The sequence below is a fragment of the Variovorax sp. EBFNA2 genome (genome assembly GCF_033802765.1).
In the GTDB taxonomy this organism is placed as follows: domain Bacteria; phylum Pseudomonadota; class Gammaproteobacteria; order Burkholderiales; family Burkholderiaceae_C; genus Variovorax; species Variovorax paradoxus_H.
In genome coordinates this window covers 4,014,177-4,036,679 of record NZ_CP138496.1, presented here as the reverse complement: position 1 = coordinate 4,036,679, position 22,503 = coordinate 4,014,177, and the positions used below count along the sequence as shown (strand labels likewise).

Genomic DNA, 22,503 nt, shown 5'->3' with positions numbered 1-22,503 from the left:
TCGATCTCATATTTCGAGTGACCGTCGAGTAACGAAGCCGCCTGCGTACTCAGCGTTCCGTCGTCACGGCATGTTCGTCGAACTGGAGGCTCGTGCAGGCGGCTCGGCGATACTTCCGGGCAACTTCGATACTTCGCTCCGACCAAACAAATGCGATTACTTGCAACTGTCAGTGCCTCGGTAAAGAGCGGTTCCTACGATGGAATGGCATACATCTACTGCCACGACCCGAAGCAGGACTATTGTTTCTCGCTAGCTCGTAGAGTCGACTCCAGTGACATCGAAGTGATGGTTGTTGACCAGGTAGTACATCGTGTCGACCAGTTGGAGGTTGCCCTTCATGCGTCTGGCCTCGTCGCAACTTCACGATGCCGCCGCACAACCTTCCGGCTTGAACACCCGCGTGGTCGAACCCGGAAACTTCTCAAGCTTGGCAGCCGGCCGCGACGGGCGCGGAAGCAACTCTCCGCCGCAGTTCGGGCACGTGCCTGCGAGACGCCCGCTCGCGCACTCGCTGCAGAACGTGCACTCGAAAGAACAGATGCGGGCATCGGCTGAATCCGGCGGCAAGTCTCGGTTGCAGCATTCACACCCGGGGCGCATTTGGAGCATGGCGAAACCTCTGAGAGAGTTTTGTCGCTTGAGCTTAAACGAAGGCCATGTGGCCGATGACGGAAGTCAGTCCGTCGATCCGATGGGGCCGAGCGTGACCGTCGACCAGCCTCATCGAGATCGAGCGGCTGACCAACGAACCAAAAAGCAATGCGTGTCGTTGGAGCTCTCGTGCACAAACCCATGACGCCCGTAGAGCGCTCCCACCGGGTTCCACTTCAGATGCTCCAGTCGCACCGCTTGGTGGTCCCGGTCACCTTGCTCCAACACGTGACGAAGCACCGCTGAACCAATGCCCGCGCGCTGAAAGGCCGGCAAGACGTAGAAATCGCCAATCCGGCGGTGACCATCGACCTCCCATGTGGCGATCGTGCCGACCGGCGTTGCACCTTTGAGAATGACCGACCACGGGCGCTCTCGCCATCTGCTCAGATGCAGGTTCCGCTGGAAGTCGTCATCCCATCCCCATCGCGCAGCAATGTAGGGGCCGAGTGCCTGTCGCTTGGTATCGAACGCAAACTCGCAATCCGAGTCGAGGGCGGCGCGCAGAGTTGGGTTCATTGAAGCTCGCTGGTTCCCATTCACAGACGGATGCCGCGACGCATGCGGTTCAAGCGGCTGCTCATCATCCACGCAACCACCGGCCCGATCACCATGCCAGCCAGGCAGCTCCACAAAACGACATGGCTCCTGAGTTCCAGCAGCCACGTGAGAACCGGGTACTGAGCGCTCACGGCCTCCGAGAAGCTCCACCAATACGAGGCGCCGCGTCCGGGTCCCGTTCGATGTTTAGTGCCGTCGAGCCAGTAGGCGGCAAGCGGTGCGAGGCCCAGATAGGCAAACATCGCCGCCCAGGGGCCGAGCACGATGGCGCCCAGAAAGGCATCGACGAAACGGGACCGCATCGATCTACCGCTCACGCACTCGCCGCCAGATCAAGTCCGCCGCCTCACCCGCACTCACAAGCGCCGAATCAACCACCAAGCGCTCCGTGCCCCAAGCCTCGTAGTCATGCCGAAGCACAGCCTCCCAGCTCGGCAACGCAAAGCCCGCAATGTCGGCCTCCCGGCTCTCCACGCGTCGGCGGTGTTCCGCAACGTCAGAGCACACGACTTCAACCTCCACCAGATGCGATGACGTCTCCGTCGCCACGGCACGCCACGCTTCACGCGTGACCGACAGCGGGTTGACGCAATCAGCAACGACGGACATGCCGAGTGAGAGGTTGAACCGAGCCAGTGCGTACGCGACGACATAGCCCGCCGGGCCCACGTCTTCAGCGTTTTCACTCGCAGTCTTCAGCGCGTGTTCGATAGCGTCGATGCGCAGGTACACCGAAGGAACACGCGCCACGAGTTCGCGCGCGATGGTGGTCTTGCCTGTGCCGGGCAGTCCGCTCAGGGCAATCAGCGTTCGATGCTTGGGTTCTCCGATCACGCTCGACCATCCTTCTTTTTGCGCGTCACTGAATCCACTTCATCCGGCGCACTCAACGCATAAAACTCATGCAACTTCGCCGCCAGCATCTGCTTGTCTGGCAGCTGCGTCTGGTATTGCGCCACCAACGCAGGCGAGAGTGTGCGGCTCAGCGCGTACTCCACCACCTCGCTGTCCTTGCTGGCGCACAGCAGCAGGCCGATGGCCGGGTTCTCGTGCGGCTTCTTCACATCGCGGTCCAGGGCTTCCAGGTAGAAGTTCAGCTTGCCCAGATGCTCGGGTTCGAAGGCGGTGACCTTCAACTCGATGGCCACCAGGCAGTTCAGGCCACGATGGAAGAACAGCAGGTCCAACGCAAAGTCTTGTGCGCCCACCTGCACCGGGTATTCGCTGCCGATGTAGCAGAAGTCCCGCCCCAGCTCGGTCAGGAACCGGCCCAGGTTCATCAAGAGGCTGCGGTGCAGCTCGGCCTCGGAGTGCGGGTCTGGCAGGGCCAGAAAGTCCAGCAGGTAGGCGTCCTTGAAGTGCTGCGCAGCCTGCGGCTGTATTTCTCTCAACGCTGTTGAGACTTTGGGCGGGTGGAGCACGGCGCGCTCGAACAGGCCGCTGTCGATCTGCCGCGCCACTTCACGCACCTGCCAGCCTTGCTGCGCCGTCATGCGCAGGTAGAACTCGCGTTCCTCCTCGCGCTTGGTGCGACTGAGAATGTGCAAATGCGAGGACCACGGAATTTCTCTCAACAGTGTTGAGAGTTTTGACCCCGGCGGATACGCCTGAAAAAACTGCCGCATGCGCCACAGGTTCTGGGCTGAAAAGCCGCGCCGGCCTGGCTCCCGCTGGGCGATGTAGGCCGCCAGTTGCTCCACGGTTCCCTTGGCCCAGCCATCGGCTTCGATGCGTTGATGCAGATACTGGCCAATGCGCCAATAGAGCTCGATCACTTCGGCGTTGACCACCTTGGCCACGCGCTGCCGCGCCCCCTGGATCAACTGGACCACCTCGCCGAAGGCGGCCTCTGAACTCGCGGCCACCGCGCGGCGCGTTGGCTTGGTCGTCTTGCTCATGCCTTCGAGCCCATCAGCAGTCCATCGAGCGGGCCGTCGGCTGCCAGGATGAAGGAGGCAATCTTGTGGTGGGTGGCTTGATCCATTTTTAGATTCTCTCGCAGCCCGGGGAGCGCTTCTCGGGGCAAGAGGTGGCGGACGGCCAAGCGAAATGGCGCATGGCTGCACGTGCGCCGTCCCCTTTTTGCCATCGCCCGCATCACCCCTGCGCAGCTCTCCCCACCTCACACGCCTGAAACAACCCCATCGCATCGCGCGCCAACTCCGCCGCAATCCACAGCACGTTGTCCAGATGCTCCGGCCCCGCGTCTTCGAACCATCGGTTGCCGTCGCCGTGGCAGCACCACAGCAGCGAATTCAGTTGCGCGAGTTTGTTTTCGAGGAGGTCCGACGGGGTGGGCCCGCAGGCGGTGTCGGGGGATGCCGGCGTGCGAGGCCGGGCTATAGTTGAAGTAGCCATTTGGTGTGCTCTCTTTCCAAAGTGTGTGCACGTCATGTGGTTAGACGGTCAGGGTGTGTCAGCACCCTGGCCGTCGCCTTTTCTGCCTCGCGTTCGCACCGATGCGCGTTGCCGCATCGATAGCCCGCCGCGAGGCGAAGCGGTCCTGCCTTCCTTGCCCCACATAGAAGGGCGTCGGGTGACAGGGGCATCCACTGTAGAGAAGCGCGGCACCCGCTGGTGGACCGAATGCGCCAGTAAGTCTCGAATCGCGCGGATAAGTGACGTGGCGGGCAGAAAGAGAAGAGCAGGGCGCCGTCAGATCAGCGGCACGGTCGCTTCCTTCAGCACACGCAGCACGAAGTGCGATTTGCTGTGGCGAATGCCGGGGATCTTGTAGAGCTTCTCGCGCAGCAGCCGCTCGTAGTCGCGCGTGTCGCGCACGGCGATGCGGATGTAGTAGTCGTAGTCGCCCGACACGAGGTAGGCCTCCTGGATCTCGGGAATGGTGGCGAGGGTGCGGCCGAAGTCGTACAGGGTTTCGTCGGTGTGGCTCTCGAGCGTGACCTGCACGATGACCGAGTCGTGGTACCCCAGCTTGGCCGGGTCGATGTCGACGGTGTAGCGCTTGATGACGCCCGAGGCCTCGAGTTTCTTGATGCGCGTCCAGCAGCTGGTGGGCGACAGGCCGACCTCGTTGCCGATCTCCTGCAGGGTCTTGCGCGAGTCGAGCAGCAGCACCCGCAAGATCGCCAGATCGGTCTTGTCGAAAGATCCTTCGCTGTCTGACGATGTTTGGCGATTGGTTTTCATGTTTCGAGCTTAAACAGCCAAAAGAAAGAAGCAAATTTTGCCTCAAGAGCGGAAGAATTGACGGCATGCGACTGCTCGACCTTCCCCCCACATCCTCGCCCTCCCTCTCGCCGGCCCTGCCCGAGATCGAGACCCCACCCCGCGTGCGCAACGGCGCCGAAGCGCTGCTCGACACGCTGGTCGCGTGCGGCGTCGACACGATCTTCGGCTACCCCGGTGGCGCGGCGCTGCCGCTGTACGACGCGCTGCACGGCGAACCCCGGCTGCGCCATGTGCTGGTGCGCCACGAACAGGCGGCGGTGCATGCGGCCGAGGGCTATGCGCGCAGCACGGGCCGCGTGGGCGTGGTGCTGGTCACGTCGGGGCCGGGCGTGGGCAACACGATCACGGGGCTGCTCGACGCCATGAGCGATTCGGTGCCGGTGCTGTGCATCAGCGGGCAGGTGGCGACGGCGGTGATCGGCACGCAGGCTTTCCAGGAAAGCGATGCGCTGGGCATGTCGCGCCCGGTGACCAAGTGGAACCGCCAGGTGCGCGCGGCCGACGACGTGCCCGCGCTGGTGCGCCGCGCGCTCGACATCGCCACCACCGGCCGTCCGGGCCCAGTGCTGCTCGACGTGCCGAAGGACATCCAGTTGATGCGCCTCACGCACGGCAGCGCGCCGACACCGCTGCGCGCGTTGCGCACGGGCCGCGCGCCGCTGCCGCCGCGGGCGATGCTGCAGCGCGCCGCAGACCTGATCTCGACCGCGCGCCGGCCGGTGCTCTATGGCGGCGGCGGGCTCATCAACTCGGGGCCGGCGGCCTGCGAGGCGTTCACGCAACTCGTGCACCGGCTGCACGCGCCGTGCACGCTCACGCTGATGGGGCTGGGCGCGTTCCCCGCGTCCGACCCGAAGTTCGTCGGCATGCTGGGCATGCACGGCATGCTCGAAGCCAACCTCGCGATGCACGAGGCCGACCTGGTGGTGTGCGTGGGCGCGCGCTTCGACGACCGCGTGACGGGCAAGCTCGACGAGTTCTGTCCGCACGCCCGCAAGATCCACATCGACATCGACCCCGGCAGCATCAACAAGGTGGTGCACGTCGACGTGCCGATGGTGGGCGACTGCGGCGCCATCGTCGAAGCGCTGCTGGGGCTGCTGCCTGAAGAGTTTGCGCCCGAGCGGCTGGCGCCGTGGTGGGCGCGCATCGAGCGCTGGCGCGCCGAAGACTGCCTGGCCTTCACGCCGTCGACCGAAGAAATCCTGCCGCAGCACCTCATGTCGTCGCTGCAGCGGGCCATCGCGGGGCGTGATGCGATCGTCTCGACCGACGTGGGCCAGCATCAGATGTGGGCCGCGCAATACCTGCGCTTCGACAGCCCGCGCCACTGGCTCACCTCGGGCGGCGCCGGCACCATGGGTTATGGGCTGCCCGCAGCCATCGGCGCACAGATCGCGCACCCCGACGCGCTCACGGTGTGCGTGAGCGGTGACGCGTCGGTGCTGATGAACATCCAGGAGCTGTCGACTGCCATGCAGCACGGCACGGCGGTGAAGCTGGTGCTGAGCAACAACGGCTACATGGGCATGGTGCGCCAGTGGCAGGAGTTGAACCACGGCAACCGCCTGAGCCACAGCTGGAACGAGGCGCTGCCTGACTTCGTGGCGCTGGCCAAGGCCTTCGGCTGGGGGGCGCGGCGGGTGTCCGATCCGGCGGAGCTGGAAGAGGCGCTGGCCGAATGCCTGGAGAGCAAGGGGCCGTTCTTTCTCGACGTGCAGGTGGCGGCGCAGGAGAACTGTTTTCCGATGATGCCGTCGGGGTGTGGGCACCACCGGGTGATGTTGGGGAAGGATCGGTGGTATGAGGAGAAGGCTCAGGCCTGAGCTTGCGCCTGCGCTTTGCGGAAGGCGCCGGGCGGCGCGCCGAAATGGCTGCTGAACGCCCGGTTGAAGTGGCTCGCGTCGCCGAAGCCGTGGCGGTAGGCGATCTCGGCCACGCTCAGGTGGGCCAGTTGGCGGTTGGCCAGCTCGTGCTTTGCGCGTTCCAGCCGGCGCGCCTTGAGGTACGCGCCGTAGCGGGTGTGGCGTTGCTCGAACAGGCGGTGCACCAGCCGGCGCGAGATGCCCAGCGCCTTCGACACGCCATCGACCGACAGTTCGGGGTCGCCCAGATGCGCTTCGACGAATGCAGCGAGCTGCTGCCAGCGGTCGCGTTCGCGGTGTTGGCCGGCCGTGGCGTTGTTGTCGATCGATTCGCAGTAGGTAGCGGCCAGCAGCGAGACGAAAGACTGCTCCGAAAAATAGGCCTGCGCTGGCGCCAGCTGGGCCGGTCCCGGAAACACCTGTGCCATGTGCGTGCGAGCGGCCTCGGCCAGCCGTGAATCCGGTTGCGCGATGGCAGCGACGAAGCGCTCGTGCAGGTCGGTGTAGATGCCGAAGAAGCGCTCGGACGGCACGCGCAACATCACGAGCTTGCCGGGCGTGGCCAGCGTGCAGGTGGACGGCTGCCGTGTGGTGCGGAAGGTGATGTCGCCGGGGCGAAAGGGCAGCTGCCGGCCGCCCTGCTCGACGCTGCCTTCGCCTTCGACGGCAATCATGGCCAGCACATCGCCGGCGCCGTGGGGGGCCGCGTGCGTGTCGTCGTGGCGCACCTCGAGCGGAGTGGACGTGAAGCTGATGGCAACGCCGCCGCCCACGAGGCGGCAGGCCTCCAGGCTCATGCGCGGATTGTGGTCCTGCACGCGCAGCGCACCGGGATAAACCAGCGAGTCGAGCGCACTGGAATAGCCCTGAACGTCGCCCGGATAGAACGGGCGGAAACGGGGCGCAAGGCTCAGGTCGGGTGCCGTGTCGTGGTGCATGGGTGGGGCTCTTGCCGTGTTGCCGTAGTGCCCGCACGCTTCGTGCCAAGCGGGGGCAGTCTAGGGCGGCGAGCGCAGCGCATGCATCGAGACTTTCCACTACCGCCCAGGCAGGCGGTCGACACCGTTGTCACGCGGTTGGCGCGCAGGGTCAATGCGCGTGCACCCACGCGCAAGAGGAAACCGCCGCGTGCTTCCTACAGTGGCCGCCATCCGTCCATGTACAGGAGCCATCGCGTGAGAGACAAGAATCCAGACACCCACGACACCACCCCCGCGCCGTCGTTCGACGGCCTCAGCTACGGCCGATGGAGCGAGGCCGAGAAGCTCGCACTGAGCTGCCGCATCCTCGCGAAGGAAGGGCACTCCGAGACCTTGGCAGGTCAGATCACGGTGCGCCAGAGCGACGGCACGTTCCTGACGACGCCGCTGGCGCATGCTTTCGGCGAGATCCGCGCGCAATCGGTCATGCGAATCGACGATTCGCTGCGCGTGCTCGAAGGCCGGGGCGTGCCCAACCCGGCCGTACGCTTTCACCTGTGGGTCTACAAGCGACGGCCCGACGTGAACTGCGTGATCCACACGCACCCGCCGTATATCTCGGCGCTGTCGATGACCGGCGAGCCGCTGCAGGTTGCGCACATGGACGCCACGCCGTTCTTCGACGATTGCGCCTTCCTGGCCGAATGGCCCGGCCTGCCGATCGCCGACGTCGAGGGCGACCTCATCTCTGCCGCGCTGGGCAGCAAGCGCTGCGTGCTGCTCGCAAACCACGGTTTCCTGGCGGCCACGCCGACCATCGAGGAGTCGCTCTACCTGTCGGTGTTGATCGAGCGCGCGGCTCGCAACCAACTGATCGCGCAAGCAGCCTACGGCCGGTTGAAGCCGGTTGATCCGGTGCTGGCGAAGGAGTCGCACGACTTCCTGCTGCAGCGGAGCATCGTCAACGCCAGCTTCGCGATGTTCGCGCGGCAGATCACCGGGGAGCAGCCATGAGCAGCATCGCCTCGCCCGTCGCGGGCACCGTCGCCAAGCCGCACCCGAGCGTGTGGAAGATCGGCGTGGCCACCATGGTCGGCACGGCCATCGAGGCCTTCGACTTCCTGGCCTACGGCACCGCCGCGGCGCTGGTGTTCAACAAGCTCTTCTTCCCCCACTTCGACCCCACCGTGGGCACGCTGGCCGCCTTCGGCACTTTTGCTAGCGGCATGCTGGCGCGCCCGATCGGCGGCATCGTCTTCGGGCACTACGGCGACCGGCTGGGCCGCAAGTCGATGCTCACGCTGAGCCTTCTGCTGATGGGCATCTGCACGGTGCTGATCGGGCTGCTGCCCACCTACGAGTCGATCGGGCTGTGGGCCGCCGTGCTGCTGGTGCTGCTGCGCATCGGGCAGGGCCTGTCGTTCGGCGGCGAGCTCGGCGGCGCGATGCTGATGGCGGTGGAGCACGCGCCGCCCAAGTGGAAGTCGCTGGTCGGGAGCATGCCGCAGATGGGCGCCCCCATCGGGGTGCTGCTGTCGTCGGGGGCCTTCGCACTGGTCACACAGCTGCCCGAGGACAGCTTCCTGAGCTGGGGCTGGCGCCTGCCGTTCCTGGCCAGTGCGGTGTTGATCGTGCTGGGCGTGTTCATTCGCATGAAGGTAGACGAGTCGCCGGAGTTCGTGCAGGTCAAGATGCGCCAGAAGACGGCGGTGCTGCCGGCGCGCGAGGTGCTGGTGGCGCACTGGCGTCCGCTGCTGCTGACCATCGGAGGAAAGCTGGCGGAGGTCACGCTGATCTACACGATCCTGGTGTTCTCCATCTCGTACGCGACCACGCGGCTGGGGTTCTCGCGGGCGGACGCGCTGCATGCGCTGATCGTCGGCTCGGGGGTCATGGTCTTTACCATTCCGGCCAGCGGCTGGCTCGCGGACAAGGTGGGCGCGCGGCGGCTCTACGTGTTCGGCGGCGTGCTGCTGGCGGCGATGGCCGTGCCGCTCTTCCAGGCGATCGGCAGCGGCTCGCTCACGGCCTACACCGTGGCGATGGTGGTGGCATTGGGGCTGAACTACGCGCTGATGTTCGCGCCGCAGTCCAACCTCTACGCGGCGCAGTTTCCGCCGGAGCTGCGCTACTCAGGCCTGTCGATCGGCATCCAGTTTGCGGCGGCGATCGGCGGCGGGCTGGCACCGATCATCGCGGCCACGCTGGTGGCGACCTATTCGAGCATCGTGCCCGTGGGCATCTATGTGGCGGTGCTGGGCGTGCTGGCCGCAGTCTCCTCGTACCTGATGCGCCCCACGTCGAACGAGTGAGCGCGGCGGGTGCTCAGGAGTGCCCGTCCACCCGCATCTGGAACAGGAAGTAGGGCGGAATGCACGCCCCGCGTCCTTCCGGCTGCCCCTCCGCCTGCGCGCAGATGTAGTCCTCGCGACAAGGCTTCTGCGCCGAGCAACTGCGCAGATTCCCCGGTCGCGTGTGCTTGCTCAGGCAATCGCCAAACGGCTGCTTCGCCGCCAGACACTGATTGAAGTCGCTAAGGATGGCGATGCCCCCGCAGGTGCCGTTCGGGTCTTTCGGATCGCAGCGGCCCGAGCACATGCCCCCAGGAAAGCCGACTGATGTCTTCTCGCAGACCGAATCCGCGCCCTCGCAAGTCGTGGCTGCGGTGCGCGGCAGTTTCTGCGCGCGATCACGCCACGGGTCGGCCGATGCGGTGATGCGCGTGGGCTCGCAGCTCGCACCCACGGTGGCCTTTTCGGGCGCGGCGTTCTCGTCGTCCGGCGAGGCCAGCGGGCGGAACGGGTCAGGCACGGGCGTTGTCAGCGCGGCCTTCACATAGCGTTCGCGTCGCGCCAACTCATCCTGCAGATGCGGCGAGTGCGGCAGCGCGAGGGCGTTGCCGGTCGTGAAGGTGCGCGAGGCGCCGCGCCGGTCCAGGCCCAGCAGGTGAAAGCCCGCGACCGCGCGGCTCTGGTGGCAACCTGCGCAGCTCAGGTCGTCGAGCCGGCGCAGAACGGCCTGCGGTGACTGCAGCGTGCGGCTGCCGGGCACGGGCTGCCAGTCGCCGGGCGCGAACAACTGTTCGAAGGGGCGGTTCGCCAGGCGCTCGAGCCCACGCGGCGCGACGGAGACAGACTCGGTCGCCAGAAAACGATCAGGGATGCGCACGGTGGCGCTGTCGAGCGCGCGCAGCGTGTCGGGCTGCTGCAGCCATTGCAGCAGCGCCTTGCGCAGCGGCACGTCGGCCTTGAGCTTCGCGATATCGGGTGTGTTCTCCAACGGGCCTGCGTCGAAGCGCTGCGCGCCCGCGTTCCAGCGGAAGGCGCGCAGCAGGTACTCGGCATGGCCGCCGAGGTCGGGCCGCACGGCCGAGGGCCAGCGCACGCTCTGCAGGTTGGTCGTCACCTGCGCGATGCGGGCTTGTGCAAGCTGCTGCGGCGCAAGCGGGCCGTCGGCCGACACGAGCCAGCGGCCAAGGGCTTCGTCCTTCATGGCTGCCTGCGGCGGTTGCCAGCGCCGTGCGGCGCTGGCGCAGCTGCCGTCGGCATCGGGCGCATCGCCGCGCAGCTCGACGGCGACGGTCATCGGCAGGCGCGACTGCATCGCGGCCGAGCGGTACGCCAGCCGGTACACGAGCCGTGTCTCGCCACAGGCGCCGGGCTGGAAGGGGCGGCGGTCCATGCGATTGGCGACGCCGACCAGTTCGAAGAAAGCGTCGGGGCTGGCAAGCCAGCGCGCGTCGAAGATCCGGTGCGGGTAGCGTGCGATGCCGACGCCGGCTTGCGGGTCGCGGCGCTGCAGGGCGGCGAGGCTGCCCTTCAGTGGATCGGCGATCGATTGCCAGGCCGGCGAGCGCACGAGCGCTTGATTGGTGGCGATGCCGCTCGCAGCGACGGGCACGTTGAACCAGCGGCCGAAGCCGGCGCCGGATTTCTCGGCGGCCTGCAGCGCGACGGGCGAGGTGACGAGCAGCACCGGGTCGGCGGCATGGGCGAAGGAGGACGCGAGCGCGAGGCCGGCGATCAGGAGGTGAAGTAGGCGTGGCACGCGCACGATTGTGCCGCCGCGAATCAGCTCACCAGCATCTGCTGCCGCATGAGCCCCGGCCACGGCAACGCCCTGCGGATCGCCCCACCGTTCCAGCGCTTCACGCAAACACTTTCTCGCGCGGACGGGAGACAGCTTCGTCCAGCGACGCGAGCGGCCGTGGCGTGGCCGCCAGCAGCGCCCGCGTGTACGCATGGCTCGGCTGGTCGAACACGGCGTCGCGCGGGCCTTGCTCGACGATGCGGCCGCGCTCCATCACGACGACGCGGTCGGCGATCTGCTCGACGGCCGCGAGGTCGTGGCTGATGAACAGGCACGCAAAGCCGTGGTGCGCCTGCAGGCTCTGAAAGAGGCGCAGCACCTGCGCCTGGATGGTCATGTCGAGCGCAGACACGGGCTCGTCGGCCACCACGAACGCGGGCCGGCGCACCAGCGCACGCGCAATCGCCACGCGCTGGCGCTGGCCGCCCGAAAGCTCGTGCGGGTAGCGCGCGCCCAGGCCGTCCAGGCCCACTTCGTCAAGCGTCTCGTGCACGCGCTTCAGGCGCGCGGCAGCATCGAGCGCGGGCAGGTGGCGCAGCGGCTCGGCCACGATCTCCTGCACGCGCATGCGCGGGTCGAGCGACGAGAACGGGTCTTGAAACACCAGCTGGCAGGCGAGCCGGAAGCGGTGCAGCGCGGCGCGGTCGGCGCTGCGCACGTCGTCGCCGCGAAACAGAATCTGCCCCGCGCGCGACGGCGCGAGCCGCAGGATGGCGCGGCCCAGCGTGGTCTTGCCCGAGCCGCTGCCGCCCACCAGCGCGACCATCTCGCCGGGGTGGATGTCCAGGTCGAGCTGGTCGATGACCTGCACCGGCGCATGGCGCTTGAAGAAGCCCGCGCGCGGGCCGGGGTAGCTCACGCACAGGCCCCGCACCTGCACCAGCGGCTGCTGCTGCATGGACTGGGCCGGCTTCGCGGCCTGGCGGCGCGGCAGGGCATCGACCAGCTTGCGCGTGTAGGGCTGCTTCGGGTCGACGAGGATGGCGGGCACGTCGCCCGTCTCCACCATCCGGCCTTTTTCGAGCACGATGGCGCGCTGCGCATAGCGCCCGACCAGGCCGAGGTTGTGTGTGATGAGCAGCACGGCCGTGCCCTGGTCTTTCGCGAGGCCGACCATGAGGTCGAGCACTTCGCGCTGGCTCAGCGTGTCGAGCGCGGTGGTCGGCTCGTCGGCAATCAGCAGGCGTGGCTTGAGCAGCATCACGCTGGCCAGCATGATGCGCTGGCGCATGCCGCCCGAAAATTCGTGCGGGTAGGCGTGCATGCAGCGCTCGGGGTCGGCGATCTGCACGCGGCGCAGCATGTCGAGGCAGCGCGCGCGAATCTCGGCGGCCGACAGCTGGGTGTGCATGCGCAGGCCCTCCGCCATCTGCTCGCCGATGCGGTGCACCGGGTTGAGCGAGACCATCGGCTCCTGGAACACCATGCCGATGCCGGGCCCGCGGATGGGGCGCATGGCTTTCACGTCGCGCGTGCTCAGGTCTTCGCCATCGAACACGATCTGCCCGCCGCTTTGCGCGATGCCGGGCGGCAGCAGCTGCAGGATGGCGCGCGCGGCCATGGTCTTGCCGCTGCCCGATTCGCCGACCACGGCAAGGAACTCGCCGGGGCGCACGTCGAACGAGAGGTCGTGCACCAGCGTCTGCGCGCCGCCGTGCAGGTCGATCTTCAGGTGCCGCACCGAAAGCACGGGCGCTGTGGAAGAGGAGGAATGGGTCATGACTTCTCCGTGCGCGGATCGAGCCGGTCGCGCAGCGATTCGCCCAAGAGGTTGATGCCCAGCAGCGTGAGCGCGATGCACAGGCCCGGCACCAGGCACAGCCACACGGCCGAGGCCATGTAGGGGCGTGCGCTGGAGAGCATGTTGCCCCAGGTGGGCGCGGGCGGCGGCACGCCCAGGCCGAGGAAGCTCAGGGCGCTTTCCGACAGCAGCACCCAGCCGAACATGCTGGTGGCCAGCACGGCGACGGGCGCCACGCAGTTGGGCAGGATGTGGCGCCACATGGTGTAGATCTCGCCGTTGCCGATCATTCGCGAGGCCTCGACGTACTCGCGCTCGCGCAGCGACAGCACGGTGCCGCGCACCACGCGCACCACCGAGGGCGCATAGGCCATGCTCAGCGCGAGCACGATGCCCCACTGGTTGGCGCCCACGATCACCATCACGCCCAGCGCCAGCAGCAGGCCCGGAAAGGCCAGCAGCGTGTCGTTGAAGGCCATGAGCACGCGGTCGGTCCAGCCGCGCACGAAGCCGGCGACCACGCCCACCACGAGGCCGATGGCGGTGGCCAGCGCCACCGTGAGCAGCGCGATGAGGCAGCTGGTGGAGGCCGCGCGCATGGCGCGGCTGGCCACGTCGCGCCCGAACTCGTCGGTGCCCAGCCAGTGCGCCATCGACGGCGGCTGCAGCTTGCCGCGCAGGTCGATGCCCAGCGGGTTGTAGGGCGTCCACAGCGCGGCCACCAGTGCCAGCACCAGCAGCACGCCGATGAGCACGCCGCCCACGAGGGTATGGGTCTTGATCTTTTTCACTGCACCGACACCCGGGGATCGAAGAGGGGATAGCACATGTCCACGATCAGGTTGATGACCACGTAGATGCAGGCCGTGAACAGCAGGCAGCCCTGCAGCACCGGGTAGTCGCGCGCGAAGATCGAATCGATCATCAGGCGACCCAGGCCGGGCAGGGTGAACACCGTTTCGAGCACCGCGATGCCGCTCAGCAGATGGCCCAGGATGAGGCCGATCATGGTGAGCGTGGGGTTGAAGGCGTTGGGCAGCACGTGGCGGCGCAGCACCTGCGACTCGGGCACGCCCTTGGCGCGCGCATGCGTCACGTATTCGAGCCGCAGCACTTCGATGGTGCTGGCGCGCGACATGCGCGTGAGCACGCCGGTCTCGACCAGCACCAGCGTGACGATCGGCAAGATCACGTAGAGCAGGCCCTGCGAGAAGTCTTCCGACATGGGCACGTAGCCCACCACCGGCAGCCAGTGCAGGTACTGGCCGAAGAACATCAGCAGCAGCAGGCCGAGCCAGAAGCTCGGCACCGACAGCATCAGCGTGGCCGCGCCGATGATGGCGAGGTCGGTCGGCCGGTCCTTGCGCCAGGCGGCGATAAGGCCGGCGGGCACGGCGATCAGCGAGGCCAGCGCCACGGCGGTGAGCACGATGACGGCACTTACGTGAAAGCGCTCCCAGATCAGCGGCAGCACGGCCAGGCCGTTGGTGGTCGACACGCCCAGGTCGCCGGCGAGCGCCTGGCGCAGCCACACGAAGTACTGGGTGACCAGGGGTTGGTCGAGCCCCATCTGCTGGCGTGCGAGTTCGAGCTGCGCGGGGTCGGCGCCTTCGCCGAGCATGAGCTGCACCGGGTCGCCCGGAATCAGCCGCATGAGCGTGAAGACGGCAATCGACACCAGCAGCAGCGTCGGGACCGTCATGGCGATCCGGCGCAAGAGGTAGGCAAGCATGGCGGCGGCGCCCCGTCAGCCGCGCGCGTCGAGCCGGACGTTCCAGAACCGCGGCTTGGCCGGCGCCCAGCCCTTGAAGCCGGTCACGCTCTTGCGCATGGCGGTGGCGTCGCTGGCGTTGAAGAGCACGACCATCGGCACGTCCTGCAGCATCTGCTTGTGCATCTCGTCGAACAGCACCTGGCGGCGCGCCTTGTCGCGCGAGACCATGCTCTCGGTGAGCCGGGTCTGCGCGGCGGGGTTGTCCCACACCTTGCGCGGCTGCGCGGCCTTGTCGCCGGACACCATCTCGTAGTTGAGCGAGGGGTCGATGCGCGCCGAGTAGATGAAGGCCATGCTCTGGTACTGGCCCTTGGTGTAGCGGTCGAGCTGCGTGGCCCAGTCGAGCACTTCGAGTTCGACGTTGATGCCGGCCTCGGAGGCCATGGCCTGTACCAGCACGGCGGCCGAGTACAGCGCCTCGTAGCGCTTGTTGGCGACGAGCTTGATCGGCTGGCCGCGGTAGCCGGCTTCGGCCAGCAGCTTCTTCGCACCGGCGATGTCGCGCTTGTAGCCGCCGGCCTGCACGGCGCTGTAGAACGGGCTGGACGAAGGCACGACCGAGTTGTTGACAGCCGACAGGCCCTCGGTGACCGTCTTGGCGATTTCGGGCGTGTCGAGCGCCAAGGCCAGTGCACGGCGGATGCGCACGTCTTTCAGCAGCGGGTCGGTGGTCTGCAGCAGCAGCGCCACCATGGTCATCACCGGCGTGGTGTCGACGCGCACGTCACTGCGACCGCGCATCTCGACCACGTCGGCAGGGCTGGGGCTGATGAAGGCATCGATGCCGCCGCTGTAGAGCGCCGCCTTGGCCGCGGCCGAGTCGGGAATGACGACGAAGCGCAGGTTCTCGATCTCGGCCTTCTTGCCGCCCGTGAGGCCGTCGCGCGCTTCGGGGCGCGCGCTGTAGCCGTCGAAGCGCGTGAGCTCGATGTACTGGCCGCGCTTCCACTCCTTGATCTTGTAGGGGCCGGTGCCCACGGGCTCCTTCCACTGGCCGTCGGCGCCGAGCGAACTGCGATGCACGATGGCGGCGCCACCGCAGTCGGGGCGCGCCATCATCGTGAGAAACAGCGCGCTCGGGCGCTCGATCTTGAAGACCACGGTCTTCGGCGTGGGCGCTTCCACCGCGAGCACCTTGGTCATGCCCTTGCCGTCGAACTCGGGCAGGCAGCGCCAGCCGCTGTTGGGCTTGAGGTAGCGCTGCCAGCTCCACACCACGTCGTCGGCGGTGAGCACCGCGCCGTTCTGGAGCTTCACGCCGTCGCGCAGCGTGAAGGTGTAGGTCAGGCCGTCGGCCGAGGTGTCGACCTTGCTCGCGAGCATCGGGCCGACCGAGGTGTCTTCGCGCAGCGCGACCAGGCCTTCGACGACGTGGATGAGCACGTTGTCGGTGTTGTCGTCGCGGTTGCCGCCGGGGTCGGTGGAGCGGATGTCGGAGTTGATCTGGATCCGCATCGTCTGGCCGGCACCGACGGGCGCTTGGGCAAAGGCCGCGCTGGCAGCCAGGCCGAGGCCGAGGGCCAGCGCGGCAGCGGCGCGCGCAGCGGGAGGGAGGGACGGGGGCGTGGGCAGGTTCATGGCAACACTCCTGGCGATGGCTGGGCGGGGCGGGCGGATCAGAGGGAATACTCGGTGAAGCGGTGCGCCTTGAAGGGCGCCGGCGCGATGCGCATCTTTCGTGCCGCCGGGTCCATGACGATGGTCGCCACGGTGGCCGATGAGGCACCGCCGGGGCCCGCGCTCGGGCTGCGGCACACGGCGCGCGGCGCGCCGAAGCGGTCTTGCAGCGCATCGAGCACGTCCTGTTCGGTGAGCAGGCCCACGGCGCGCTTGTTGTGCAGCGCCTCGGTCACGCGGCGGTCGCGGTAGAGCGAATCGGGCGTGGTCTCCAGGCTGCGGTCGACCACGCGCGCCAGCGCCGCCGGGGTCTTGAAGTGGTTGGCGTGCACCAGGATGCCGCCTTCGGGCTGCTGCCAGAACACCTGCTCGGGGCAGGTCTCCAGGCTCACGGCCTCGCCTTCGGCGTGCGTGATGATCATGTTGTTGGAGATCGAGCGCGCGCTGCGGCACACCACGCCCAGTGCGTTGGCGTACAGCGTCGACTGCAGGATACCGCGGCGAATGAGCGCCAGCGGCACGCCTTGCTGCTTGCCGTCGTTGTCGGCCTTGATGAAGTTGCCGGTGACGGCGATGCCCGCGCTGTTGAGGCCCGCGCGTGCCAGCGTGCCGGCCTCGGCGAAGGTGAGCATGGCCGGGCCTTCGTCGGGCTGGATGCGCAGCACCACACCGAGTTCGAGGCTCTCGACGCGCCAGTCCCAGTTCTGCGCGTGGATGAGCTTGCCGTCGCGCGCGGCCGAGGGCATGACGACCACGCCGGTGCAGCCGTCGGGCGGCTCGGTGGCTTCGAGCTGCTGGAAGGCGTAGAGCATTTCGCTGCGCGCGTTGAGCGCCACGATGTCTTCGGCCGGCACGCCCGCGCCTTCGGCCACGCCCTCGATCTCGCGCAGCATGCCGGCGTCGAAAGCTTCGACCATCGGCATGAAGCGGCGTGCCAGCGCGCGCGTGCGCTCCCAGCTCAGGCCCACGCGCTCGAACGCGGCGCGGTAGGTGCGCAGGCTCAGGTCGATGCGGTCGCCGGCGGCGCGGCCGTACTGGCGCCCGCGCTGCTGTGCGTCGCCTTCGATGTCGTAGAGGGGGAACGATTCGATGTCCATGGTGTGTCTGGTCTCCGGGGCTTGTCTTGTCGGTGCAGCGTGAGGGACTCAGGCTGCGATGTCGGTGGCTTGTGCGGTCTGCGCGATGGCGGCGCGCAGGCTGTCGATGATCTGGTCGATGTGCCGGCGCTCCAGCGTGAACGGCGGCGACAGCGCAATGGTGTCGCCCACCGAGCGCACCAGCACGCCGCTTTGGTCCAGGCAATGTTGCGCCACGGCCTGCGCATGCGTGCCGGGGCCCGAGGCCCAGCCTTGCAGCTCGACGCCGGCCAGCAGGCCGACGTTGCGCACGTCGATCACGCCCGGCAGGCCGCGCAGGCTGTGCAGGCCGTCTTCGAAATAGGGCGACAGTTCGGCGGCGCGGGCGATGAGGCCGTCTTCGGTGTAGGCGTCGAGCGTGGCCAGGGCGGCGGCGCAGGCCAGCGGATGGCCCGAGTAGGTGTAGCCGTGCGAGAGCTCGACCGCGCTCACGCTGCCGTGCATGAAGGCGTCGTGCACCGCGCCGCGCATGAGCACGGCGCCCATCGGCACGGCGCCGTTGGTCAGGCCCTTGGCGGTGGTGATGAGGTCGGGCGTCACGCCGAACAGGTCGGACGCGAAGTTGCTGCCCACGCGCCCGAAGCCGGTGATGACCTCGTCGAAGATCAGCAGGATGCCGTGCTTGTCGCAGATGTCGCGCAGGCGCTTCAGGTAGCCGCGCGGCGGCGGCAGCACGCCGGTGGAGCCGGCCACGGGCTCGACGATCACGGCGGCGATGGTGGAGGCGTCGTGCAGCGAGACCAGCGCTTCGAGCGCGTCGGCCTTGTCGATGCCGTGCGCCGGCTCGCCGCGCGAGAAGGCGTTGCGCGCCAGGTCGAGCGTGTGCGGCAGGTGGTCCACGCCGTTGAGCAGCGGTCCGAAGGTGCTGCGCTGGCGCCCGATGCCGCCCACCGAGATGCCGCCGAAGCCCACGCCGTGGTACGAGCGCTCGCGCCCGATGAGGCGGTAGCGGCCCGCGTCGCCGCGCGCCCGGTGGTAGGCCACGGCGATCTTCAGCGCGGTGTCGACCGACTCCGAACCCGAGTTGGTGAAGAACACGTGGTCCATGCCGGCCGGCGCCATCTGCGTGAGGCGCTGAGCCAGCGTGAAGGCGGCGGGGTGGCCGATCTGGAAGTTGGAGGCGTAGTCGAGCACGTCGATCTGCGCCTTCATCGCCGCGCTGACCCGCGGGTTGCGGTGCCCGGCGTTCACGCACCACAGGCCGGCAATGGCGTCGAGCACGCGGCGGCCATCGGCCAGGTCGTAGTACAGGCCCTCGCTGCCGACGATGAGGCGCGGCGCTTGCTTGAACTTGCGGTTGGGCGTGAAGGGCATCCAGAACGCGTCGAGCGAACCGGGTGGCGTTGTCAGGGTATCGGCGGAAGCCACGATGTTTTTCTCCTTGGGAAACGACCCGTCGTCCGGGTCGGCGTGGGGCCGATCTTGAAATCCAAATTGTATTTTTGGCGCGGGATGTACATGGTTTTTTTGGCCCAAAAATACAAAACACCCGCGATGATTGGCACCCAGCCCGTGTTTCCGGAGACCCATGGATGGCCCCGCAGCAGCAGATGCCGATGCAGACGCAGATGGACAACAAGTCGGTCCCGCCGCTCACCCAGCGCGTGAGCCGCTACATCCTCGACCAGGCCCTGGCCGGCGGCTACGAGAACGGCCGCCACATGACGGAGACCGACCTCGCGGGCCGGCTCGGCATTTCGCGCACGCCGGTGCGCGCCGCGCTGCGCCTCTTGCACGAGCGTACGCTGCTGGCGCATGTGCCCAACCGCGGCTACACGCTGGTGGCCGACCGCGAGGCGCTCGACCGTGCGCGCCGCGAGATGCCGGAAGACGAAGAGAAAACGCTCTACTACCGCGTGCTGCGCGACCGCCTCGCGGGCAAGCTGCCGACGCGCGTCAACGAGCTCGAGTTGGCCCAGACCTACGGCGTGCCGCGCCCGCTGCTGCGCAACGTGATGACCACGCTGCTGCAGGACGGCGTGCTGCGCGGTCGCCACTACCAGCGCTGGGAGTTCACCGAAACCCTCGACTCGGTCGAGAGCGAGCGCGAGAGCTACCGCTTTCGCTTGGTGGTCGAATGCGCGTCGCTGCGCGAGCCCGGCTTCAAGGTCGAGCACGAGCGGCTGCTGGCCTGCCGCGAACAACAGCAGAGCTTGCTCGCGCACGCCTCGCGCCATTCGTGGATGGAGTTCTTCGAGGCCAACGCACAGTTCCACGAGCTGCTGGCCAGCGCATCGGGCAACCGCTTCATCCTCGATGCGGTGAAGCAGCAGAACCGGCTGCGCCGCATCTCCGATCTGTCGGACTACCCGCTGGTGAACATCGACCTGCTGCGCAAGTCGTGCCGCGAGCACCTGCAGATCCTCGATGCGGTCGAGGAGAACAAGCTCGAAGTCGCCGCCAAGCACATGCACGCCCACCTGAGCCGTGCCAGCGACATCCTGGAGCGCCGCGTGATGGGCGACCTGGATGCGCTCGGCGAATGAGCCACGACGCCCTCATGACCACCCACGAAACGACGGCGCCCGATGCCGCGCTGGCCGACGGCTGGCGCGATGGTGGCGGTGGAGTTTCGCAATCCGTCCGGAGCGGTTGTTGAAGAAGGGCTGGGGCTTGCTGGCCGAGTCGATTCGCGCGGCCAGCGCGTAGTCGTTCAGCGACGCGTCTGGATGCCGAGCGTGCGGCAGAAGTCGTAGAAGTCTTCGAGCTGCAGCGACTTGTCGAACACCGCATCGACGCCCGCCGACAGCGCACCTTCACGCACTTCGGAGGTCGCGTGATTCATGAAGACCACCGTGCGTTGCACGGGCGACTTGCGTTCCTTCAGATGGTTGGCCACCGTCAGGCCGTTGCCCTTCGCGAGGAACACATCAATCACGGCGGCGTCCCACGCATCGGGGTTCGAGTCGAGCCAGTCGATGGCTTCGTCGGAGGTGCTGGCAGTGGCAACGACTTCGCATCCGGAGAATTCCCGCAGTCCATCGGTCAGGGTGGTGGCGATCAGGGGGTTGTCTTCTATGAGGTAGATGCGGGTCATCGGTGCGGAGCCTGGAAATGAAATGCGTGGCCTGTGTGCGCGGGGCGCCTCTGCCAAGCCGCCCCATTGTCTCGACACGGCGGCGGCGCGGAGTCGGACAACGCCGCCACATGGTGTCCCCCGTGCCCACGACACGCAGGTTTGTGCAGCGCATCACTGGCGTACAAGACGCGGGCGCGGGCGGTGCCTATCGTGCGGGGCTTCTTGGACTCCGCTACGACAGGTTGTTCGATGTCGCTTTCCTCCTGGTCTTCTTTCGCTGCGCCCTTCACCGCTTCGGGCCGCAGCGCGCTCGTGCAGGCGCCGCCGTGGCACTACGCCGGGTGGCTGGTCAATGTGGGTTTTTCGTTCGATGCCGCACGCGGCGCGGCGCTGGTGCCGCCGGACGTCGGCGTGGCGACGGGCCATGGCTGCGTGCATTTCGCCGACTGGCAATCCTGCGGCGACCACGGGCGCGAAATGCTCGACCCGGTGTACGCGCAGTACCGCGAGACCATCGTGGTGCTCGAGATCGAACCGGCGCGCGGCGACACGTCGAGCCGCTGCTTCTACTGCCCGCTCATCTACGTCGACCAGGACATCTCGATGCTGCGCGGCTGGCTGCAGGGCTGGCCCAAGAAGATCGGCCAGACCTGGCTCACGCGCAGCCTGCCGTTGATCCATCCGGCCGCCGCACCGATGGCGGCCGGCAGCCAGCTCGGCGCGAGCCTCAGCGTGAAAGAGCGGCGGCTGGTGGATGCCACGGTCACGTTGTCGGGCGAGGCGAGCGGGCCGCTCGGCTTCCTGGCCGCGCCCACCATCGGCGCCATCGGCTGGCCCGACCTGACACAAGCAGGCAGCGTCGCCGTGCCGCGCTACCTGCGCGCCGACATCATCGACCGCGTCGAAACAGGCTGGGTGCAAGGCGAGGCCACGCTGCGTTTCCACGAGCACCCGGTCGAAGAACTCGCGCTGCTCGGCCCCGTGCAGGCGACACAGGCCAGCGCGGGCTGGATGGGCCTCACGGTGCGCGGCGCGATCGCGGTGTGACGAGGGCGCTGCCCCAGGCGGGCGGCTGCGCTACCCTCGGCGGGCCATGACGTTTCCCGCCCCGACGACCTCGCACGTGATCGGCCTGCCGCTGAGCGACGGCACGCCGGTCGAGGTGATGTTCGCGGGCGATCCCAAGGCGCACTTCGCGCTGCATTGGCACGCCGAGTGGAGCGTGGGCGCGATCCTCGAAGGCCGCTGCGAGTTCGTCTGCGCGGGCGCGCCCCGGTCGGCACAAGCGGGTGAGCTGGTGCTGATGCCGCCGTTCGCGCTGCACACGGCCGGCGTGAGCGCCCAAGGCTTTCTCATGGTGATGCTGTACGTGCCGCACGCCTGGGTGGCGGCGCGCAGGGGCTGGCCGGCGGACCGGCGCGGGTCGCTGCGGCAGGACGTCTGGCGCGACGAAGCGACCGTCGATGCGCTCGCGCAGGCGGCGTCGGTGGCCGACGGTGCGCGGGTCGGCGATCTGCTCGACCCCATCTTCCACACACAGACGACCGACCCGCTCGTGGCGGTCGCGCGCGCCGCGGGCGATGCGCGCGTCGAAGCCGTGTGCGACCTGCTCGCGACCGAAGACGCCTGCCGCATCGAACCCGCATCGCTGGCCGAACGACTCGGCGTGTCGCGCGAGCACTTCCATCGCCTGTTCCGCGCGGCGGTCGGCATGGCGCCGGCCCAGTACGCGCGGCTGGCGCGCATCGCCCGCGCCAAGGTGCTGCTGCGCGAAGGCCACGGGCCGGCCGAGGTGGCGGCGCAATGCGGCTTTGCCGACCAGGCGCATTTCTCGCGCTGGTTCCGCCGATGCTTCGGCGTGACGCCGGGGAACTACCGGGCGAGCGGCTCGCCAAAAACCGTCGCGTGAGAAACTACGCCCCCGAGCGAGCGCCC

General features: G+C 67.9%; 22 protein-coding genes. 6 read left to right on the top strand and 16 right to left on the bottom strand.

Annotated elements, in window-relative coordinates:
* Positions 1–363: 363 nt before the first annotated feature.
* The 7 genes from RZE79_RS19100 to RZE79_RS19070 form a co-directional block, all read right to left on the bottom strand.
* Complete coding sequence (locus tag RZE79_RS19100) at positions 364–612, bottom strand: DUF1272 domain-containing protein (RefSeq protein WP_319355981.1); 249 nt, start codon at positions 610–612, stop codon at positions 364–366.
* A gap of 111 nt (positions 613–723) precedes the next feature.
* Positions 724–1,173 (bottom strand): GNAT family N-acetyltransferase, encoded by a 450-nt coding sequence (locus RZE79_RS19095; RefSeq protein WP_319355980.1) that lies wholly within the window; start codon positions 1,171–1,173, stop codon positions 724–726.
* A gap of 20 nt (positions 1,174–1,193) precedes the next feature.
* Complete coding sequence (locus tag RZE79_RS19090) at positions 1,194–1,517, bottom strand: hypothetical protein (protein WP_153283610.1); 324 nt, start codon at positions 1,515–1,517, stop codon at positions 1,194–1,196.
* Between the two features lie 4 nt (positions 1,518–1,521).
* Entirely contained in the window at positions 1,522–2,049 is a 528-nt protein-coding gene (locus RZE79_RS19085) for an AAA family ATPase (protein WP_319355978.1), read from the bottom strand.
* On the bottom strand, positions 2,046–3,113 hold the full coding sequence (locus tag RZE79_RS19080) for a PDDEXK nuclease domain-containing protein (RefSeq protein ID WP_319355977.1): 1,068 nt from the start codon (positions 3,111–3,113) through the stop codon (positions 2,046–2,048). Before RZE79_RS19080 ends, RZE79_RS19085 begins: the two co-directional genes overlap by 4 nt.
* A gap of 199 nt (positions 3,114–3,312) precedes the next feature.
* On the bottom strand, positions 3,313–3,573 hold the full coding sequence (locus RZE79_RS19075; RefSeq protein ID WP_319355976.1) for a hypothetical protein: 261 nt from the start codon (positions 3,571–3,573) through the stop codon (positions 3,313–3,315).
* Positions 3,574–3,870: 297 nt separating this feature from the next.
* On the bottom strand, positions 3,871–4,365 hold the full coding sequence (locus RZE79_RS19070; RefSeq protein WP_180288514.1) for an Lrp/AsnC family transcriptional regulator: 495 nt from the start codon (positions 4,363–4,365) through the stop codon (positions 3,871–3,873).
* Positions 4,366–4,430: 65 nt separating this feature from the next.
* Here RZE79_RS19070 and ilvB point away from each other — a divergent pair, with 65 nt between their 5' ends.
* Positions 4,431–6,233, top strand: coding sequence for a biosynthetic-type acetolactate synthase large subunit (gene ilvB, locus RZE79_RS19065; RefSeq protein WP_319355974.1), 1,803 nt, complete (start codon positions 4,431–4,433; stop codon positions 6,231–6,233).
* On the opposite strand, the gene RZE79_RS19060 is transcribed toward ilvB, so the two are convergent.
* Positions 6,224–7,210, bottom strand: coding sequence for an AraC family transcriptional regulator (locus tag RZE79_RS19060; protein WP_319355972.1), 987 nt, complete (start codon positions 7,208–7,210; stop codon positions 6,224–6,226). The genes ilvB and RZE79_RS19060 overlap by 10 nt on opposite strands.
* 237 nt (positions 7,211–7,447) lie before the next feature.
* Here RZE79_RS19060 and RZE79_RS19055 point away from each other — a divergent pair, with 237 nt between their 5' ends.
* Both RZE79_RS19055 and RZE79_RS19050 read left to right on the top strand, forming a co-directional pair.
* Entirely contained in the window at positions 7,448–8,206 is a 759-nt protein-coding gene (locus RZE79_RS19055; protein ID WP_319355971.1) for an aldolase, read from the top strand.
* 74 nt (positions 8,207–8,280) lie between these two features.
* On the top strand, positions 8,281–9,504 hold the full coding sequence (locus RZE79_RS19050) for an MFS transporter (RefSeq protein ID WP_373696578.1): 1,224 nt from the start codon (positions 8,281–8,283) through the stop codon (positions 9,502–9,504).
* A gap of 13 nt (positions 9,505–9,517) precedes the next feature.
* Here the strand turns inward: RZE79_RS19050 and RZE79_RS19045 are convergent, their stop codons facing one another.
* The 7 genes from RZE79_RS19045 to RZE79_RS19015 form a co-directional block, all read right to left on the bottom strand.
* Positions 9,518–11,239 carry a hypothetical protein gene (locus RZE79_RS19045; protein WP_319355967.1) on the bottom strand — a complete coding sequence of 574 codons (1,722 nt, stop codon included), beginning with the start codon at positions 11,237–11,239 and terminating at the stop codon, positions 9,518–9,520.
* Positions 11,240–11,339: 100 nt separating this feature from the next.
* On the bottom strand, positions 11,340–13,001 hold the full coding sequence (locus tag RZE79_RS19040; RefSeq protein WP_319355965.1) for an ABC transporter ATP-binding protein: 1,662 nt from the start codon (positions 12,999–13,001) through the stop codon (positions 11,340–11,342).
* Positions 12,998–13,813: an ABC transporter permease gene (locus tag RZE79_RS19035; protein WP_319355964.1), complete on the bottom strand. Its 816-nt coding sequence runs from the start codon at positions 13,811–13,813 to the stop codon at positions 12,998–13,000. The genes RZE79_RS19040 and RZE79_RS19035 overlap by 4 nt, the downstream gene beginning before the upstream one ends.
* Entirely contained in the window at positions 13,810–14,754 is a 945-nt protein-coding gene (locus RZE79_RS19030) for an ABC transporter permease (protein WP_319355962.1), read from the bottom strand. The genes RZE79_RS19035 and RZE79_RS19030 overlap by 4 nt, the downstream gene beginning before the upstream one ends.
* A gap of 15 nt (positions 14,755–14,769) precedes the next feature.
* Positions 14,770–16,374, bottom strand: coding sequence for an ABC transporter substrate-binding protein (locus RZE79_RS19025; RefSeq protein WP_319355960.1), 1,605 nt, complete (start codon positions 16,372–16,374; stop codon positions 14,770–14,772).
* Positions 16,375–16,412: 38 nt separating this feature from the next.
* Positions 16,413–17,510, bottom strand: a complete 1,098-nt coding sequence (locus RZE79_RS19020) for a C45 family peptidase (protein WP_319355959.1) — start codon at positions 17,508–17,510, stop codon at positions 16,413–16,415.
* A 48-nt stretch (positions 17,511–17,558) separates the two neighbouring features.
* Positions 17,559–18,917: an aspartate aminotransferase family protein gene (locus RZE79_RS19015; RefSeq protein WP_319355958.1), complete on the bottom strand. Its 1,359-nt coding sequence runs from the start codon at positions 18,915–18,917 to the stop codon at positions 17,559–17,561.
* 164 nt (positions 18,918–19,081) lie between these two features.
* On the opposite strand from RZE79_RS19015, the gene RZE79_RS19010 reads away from it, so the two are divergent.
* Positions 19,082–20,035 carry a GntR family transcriptional regulator gene (locus tag RZE79_RS19010; protein WP_319355956.1) on the top strand — a complete coding sequence of 318 codons (954 nt, stop codon included), beginning with the start codon at positions 19,082–19,084 and terminating at the stop codon, positions 20,033–20,035.
* 167 nt (positions 20,036–20,202) lie between these two features.
* Here the strand turns inward: RZE79_RS19010 and RZE79_RS19005 are convergent, their stop codons facing one another.
* Entirely contained in the window at positions 20,203–20,586 is a 384-nt protein-coding gene (locus tag RZE79_RS19005; protein WP_319355954.1) for a response regulator, read from the bottom strand.
* Positions 20,587–20,817: 231 nt separating this feature from the next.
* Here RZE79_RS19005 and RZE79_RS19000 point away from each other — a divergent pair, with 231 nt between their 5' ends.
* Positions 20,818–21,615, top strand: a complete 798-nt coding sequence (locus RZE79_RS19000) for an acetoacetate decarboxylase family protein (protein ID WP_319355952.1) — start codon at positions 20,818–20,820, stop codon at positions 21,613–21,615.
* A gap of 46 nt (positions 21,616–21,661) precedes the next feature.
* Complete coding sequence (locus RZE79_RS18995) at positions 21,662–22,477, top strand: AraC family transcriptional regulator (RefSeq protein WP_319355951.1); 816 nt, start codon at positions 21,662–21,664, stop codon at positions 22,475–22,477.
* Positions 22,478–22,503: the final 26 nt, after the last annotated feature.

What these genes read in the sequence shown, in the direction of transcription:
- RZE79_RS19100 (WP_319355981.1), bottom strand. Translation starts at nt 612, where the DNA reads ATGCTCCAAATGCGCCCCGGGTGTGAATGCTGCAACCGAGACTTGCCG.
- RZE79_RS19020 (WP_319355959.1), bottom strand. Translation starts at nt 17,510, where the DNA reads ATGGACATCGAATCGTTCCCCCTCTACGACATCGAAGGCGACGCACAG.
- RZE79_RS19095 (WP_319355980.1), bottom strand. Translation starts at nt 1,173, where the DNA reads ATGAACCCAACTCTGCGCGCCGCCCTCGACTCGGATTGCGAGTTTGCG.
- RZE79_RS19005 (WP_319355954.1), bottom strand. Translation starts at nt 20,586, where the DNA reads ATGACCCGCATCTACCTCATAGAAGACAACCCCCTGATCGCCACCACC.
- RZE79_RS19050 (WP_373696578.1), top strand. Translation starts at nt 8,281, where the DNA reads ATGGTCGGCACGGCCATCGAGGCCTTCGACTTCCTGGCCTACGGCACC.
- RZE79_RS19090 (WP_153283610.1), bottom strand. Translation starts at nt 1,517, where the DNA reads ATGCGGTCCCGTTTCGTCGATGCCTTTCTGGGCGCCATCGTGCTCGGC.
- RZE79_RS19060 (WP_319355972.1), bottom strand. Translation starts at nt 7,210, where the DNA reads ATGCACCACGACACGGCACCCGACCTGAGCCTTGCGCCCCGTTTCCGC.
- ilvB (WP_319355974.1), top strand. Translation starts at nt 4,431, where the DNA reads ATGCGACTGCTCGACCTTCCCCCCACATCCTCGCCCTCCCTCTCGCCG.
- RZE79_RS19025 (WP_319355960.1), bottom strand. Translation starts at nt 16,374, where the DNA reads ATGAACCTGCCCACGCCCCCGTCCCTCCCTCCCGCTGCGCGCGCCGCT.
- RZE79_RS19070 (WP_180288514.1), bottom strand. Translation starts at nt 4,365, where the DNA reads ATGAAAACCAATCGCCAAACATCGTCAGACAGCGAAGGATCTTTCGAC.
- RZE79_RS19030 (WP_319355962.1), bottom strand. Translation starts at nt 14,754, where the DNA reads ATGCTTGCCTACCTCTTGCGCCGGATCGCCATGACGGTCCCGACGCTG.
- RZE79_RS19075 (WP_319355976.1), bottom strand. Translation starts at nt 3,573, where the DNA reads ATGGCTACTTCAACTATAGCCCGGCCTCGCACGCCGGCATCCCCCGAC.
- RZE79_RS19040 (WP_319355965.1), bottom strand. Translation starts at nt 13,001, where the DNA reads ATGACCCATTCCTCCTCTTCCACAGCGCCCGTGCTTTCGGTGCGGCAC.
- RZE79_RS19000 (WP_319355952.1), top strand. Translation starts at nt 20,818, where the DNA reads ATGTCGCTTTCCTCCTGGTCTTCTTTCGCTGCGCCCTTCACCGCTTCG.
- RZE79_RS18995 (WP_319355951.1), top strand. Translation starts at nt 21,662, where the DNA reads ATGACGTTTCCCGCCCCGACGACCTCGCACGTGATCGGCCTGCCGCTG.
- RZE79_RS19010 (WP_319355956.1), top strand. Translation starts at nt 19,082, where the DNA reads ATGGCCCCGCAGCAGCAGATGCCGATGCAGACGCAGATGGACAACAAG.
- RZE79_RS19080 (WP_319355977.1), bottom strand. Translation starts at nt 3,113, where the DNA reads ATGAGCAAGACGACCAAGCCAACGCGCCGCGCGGTGGCCGCGAGTTCA.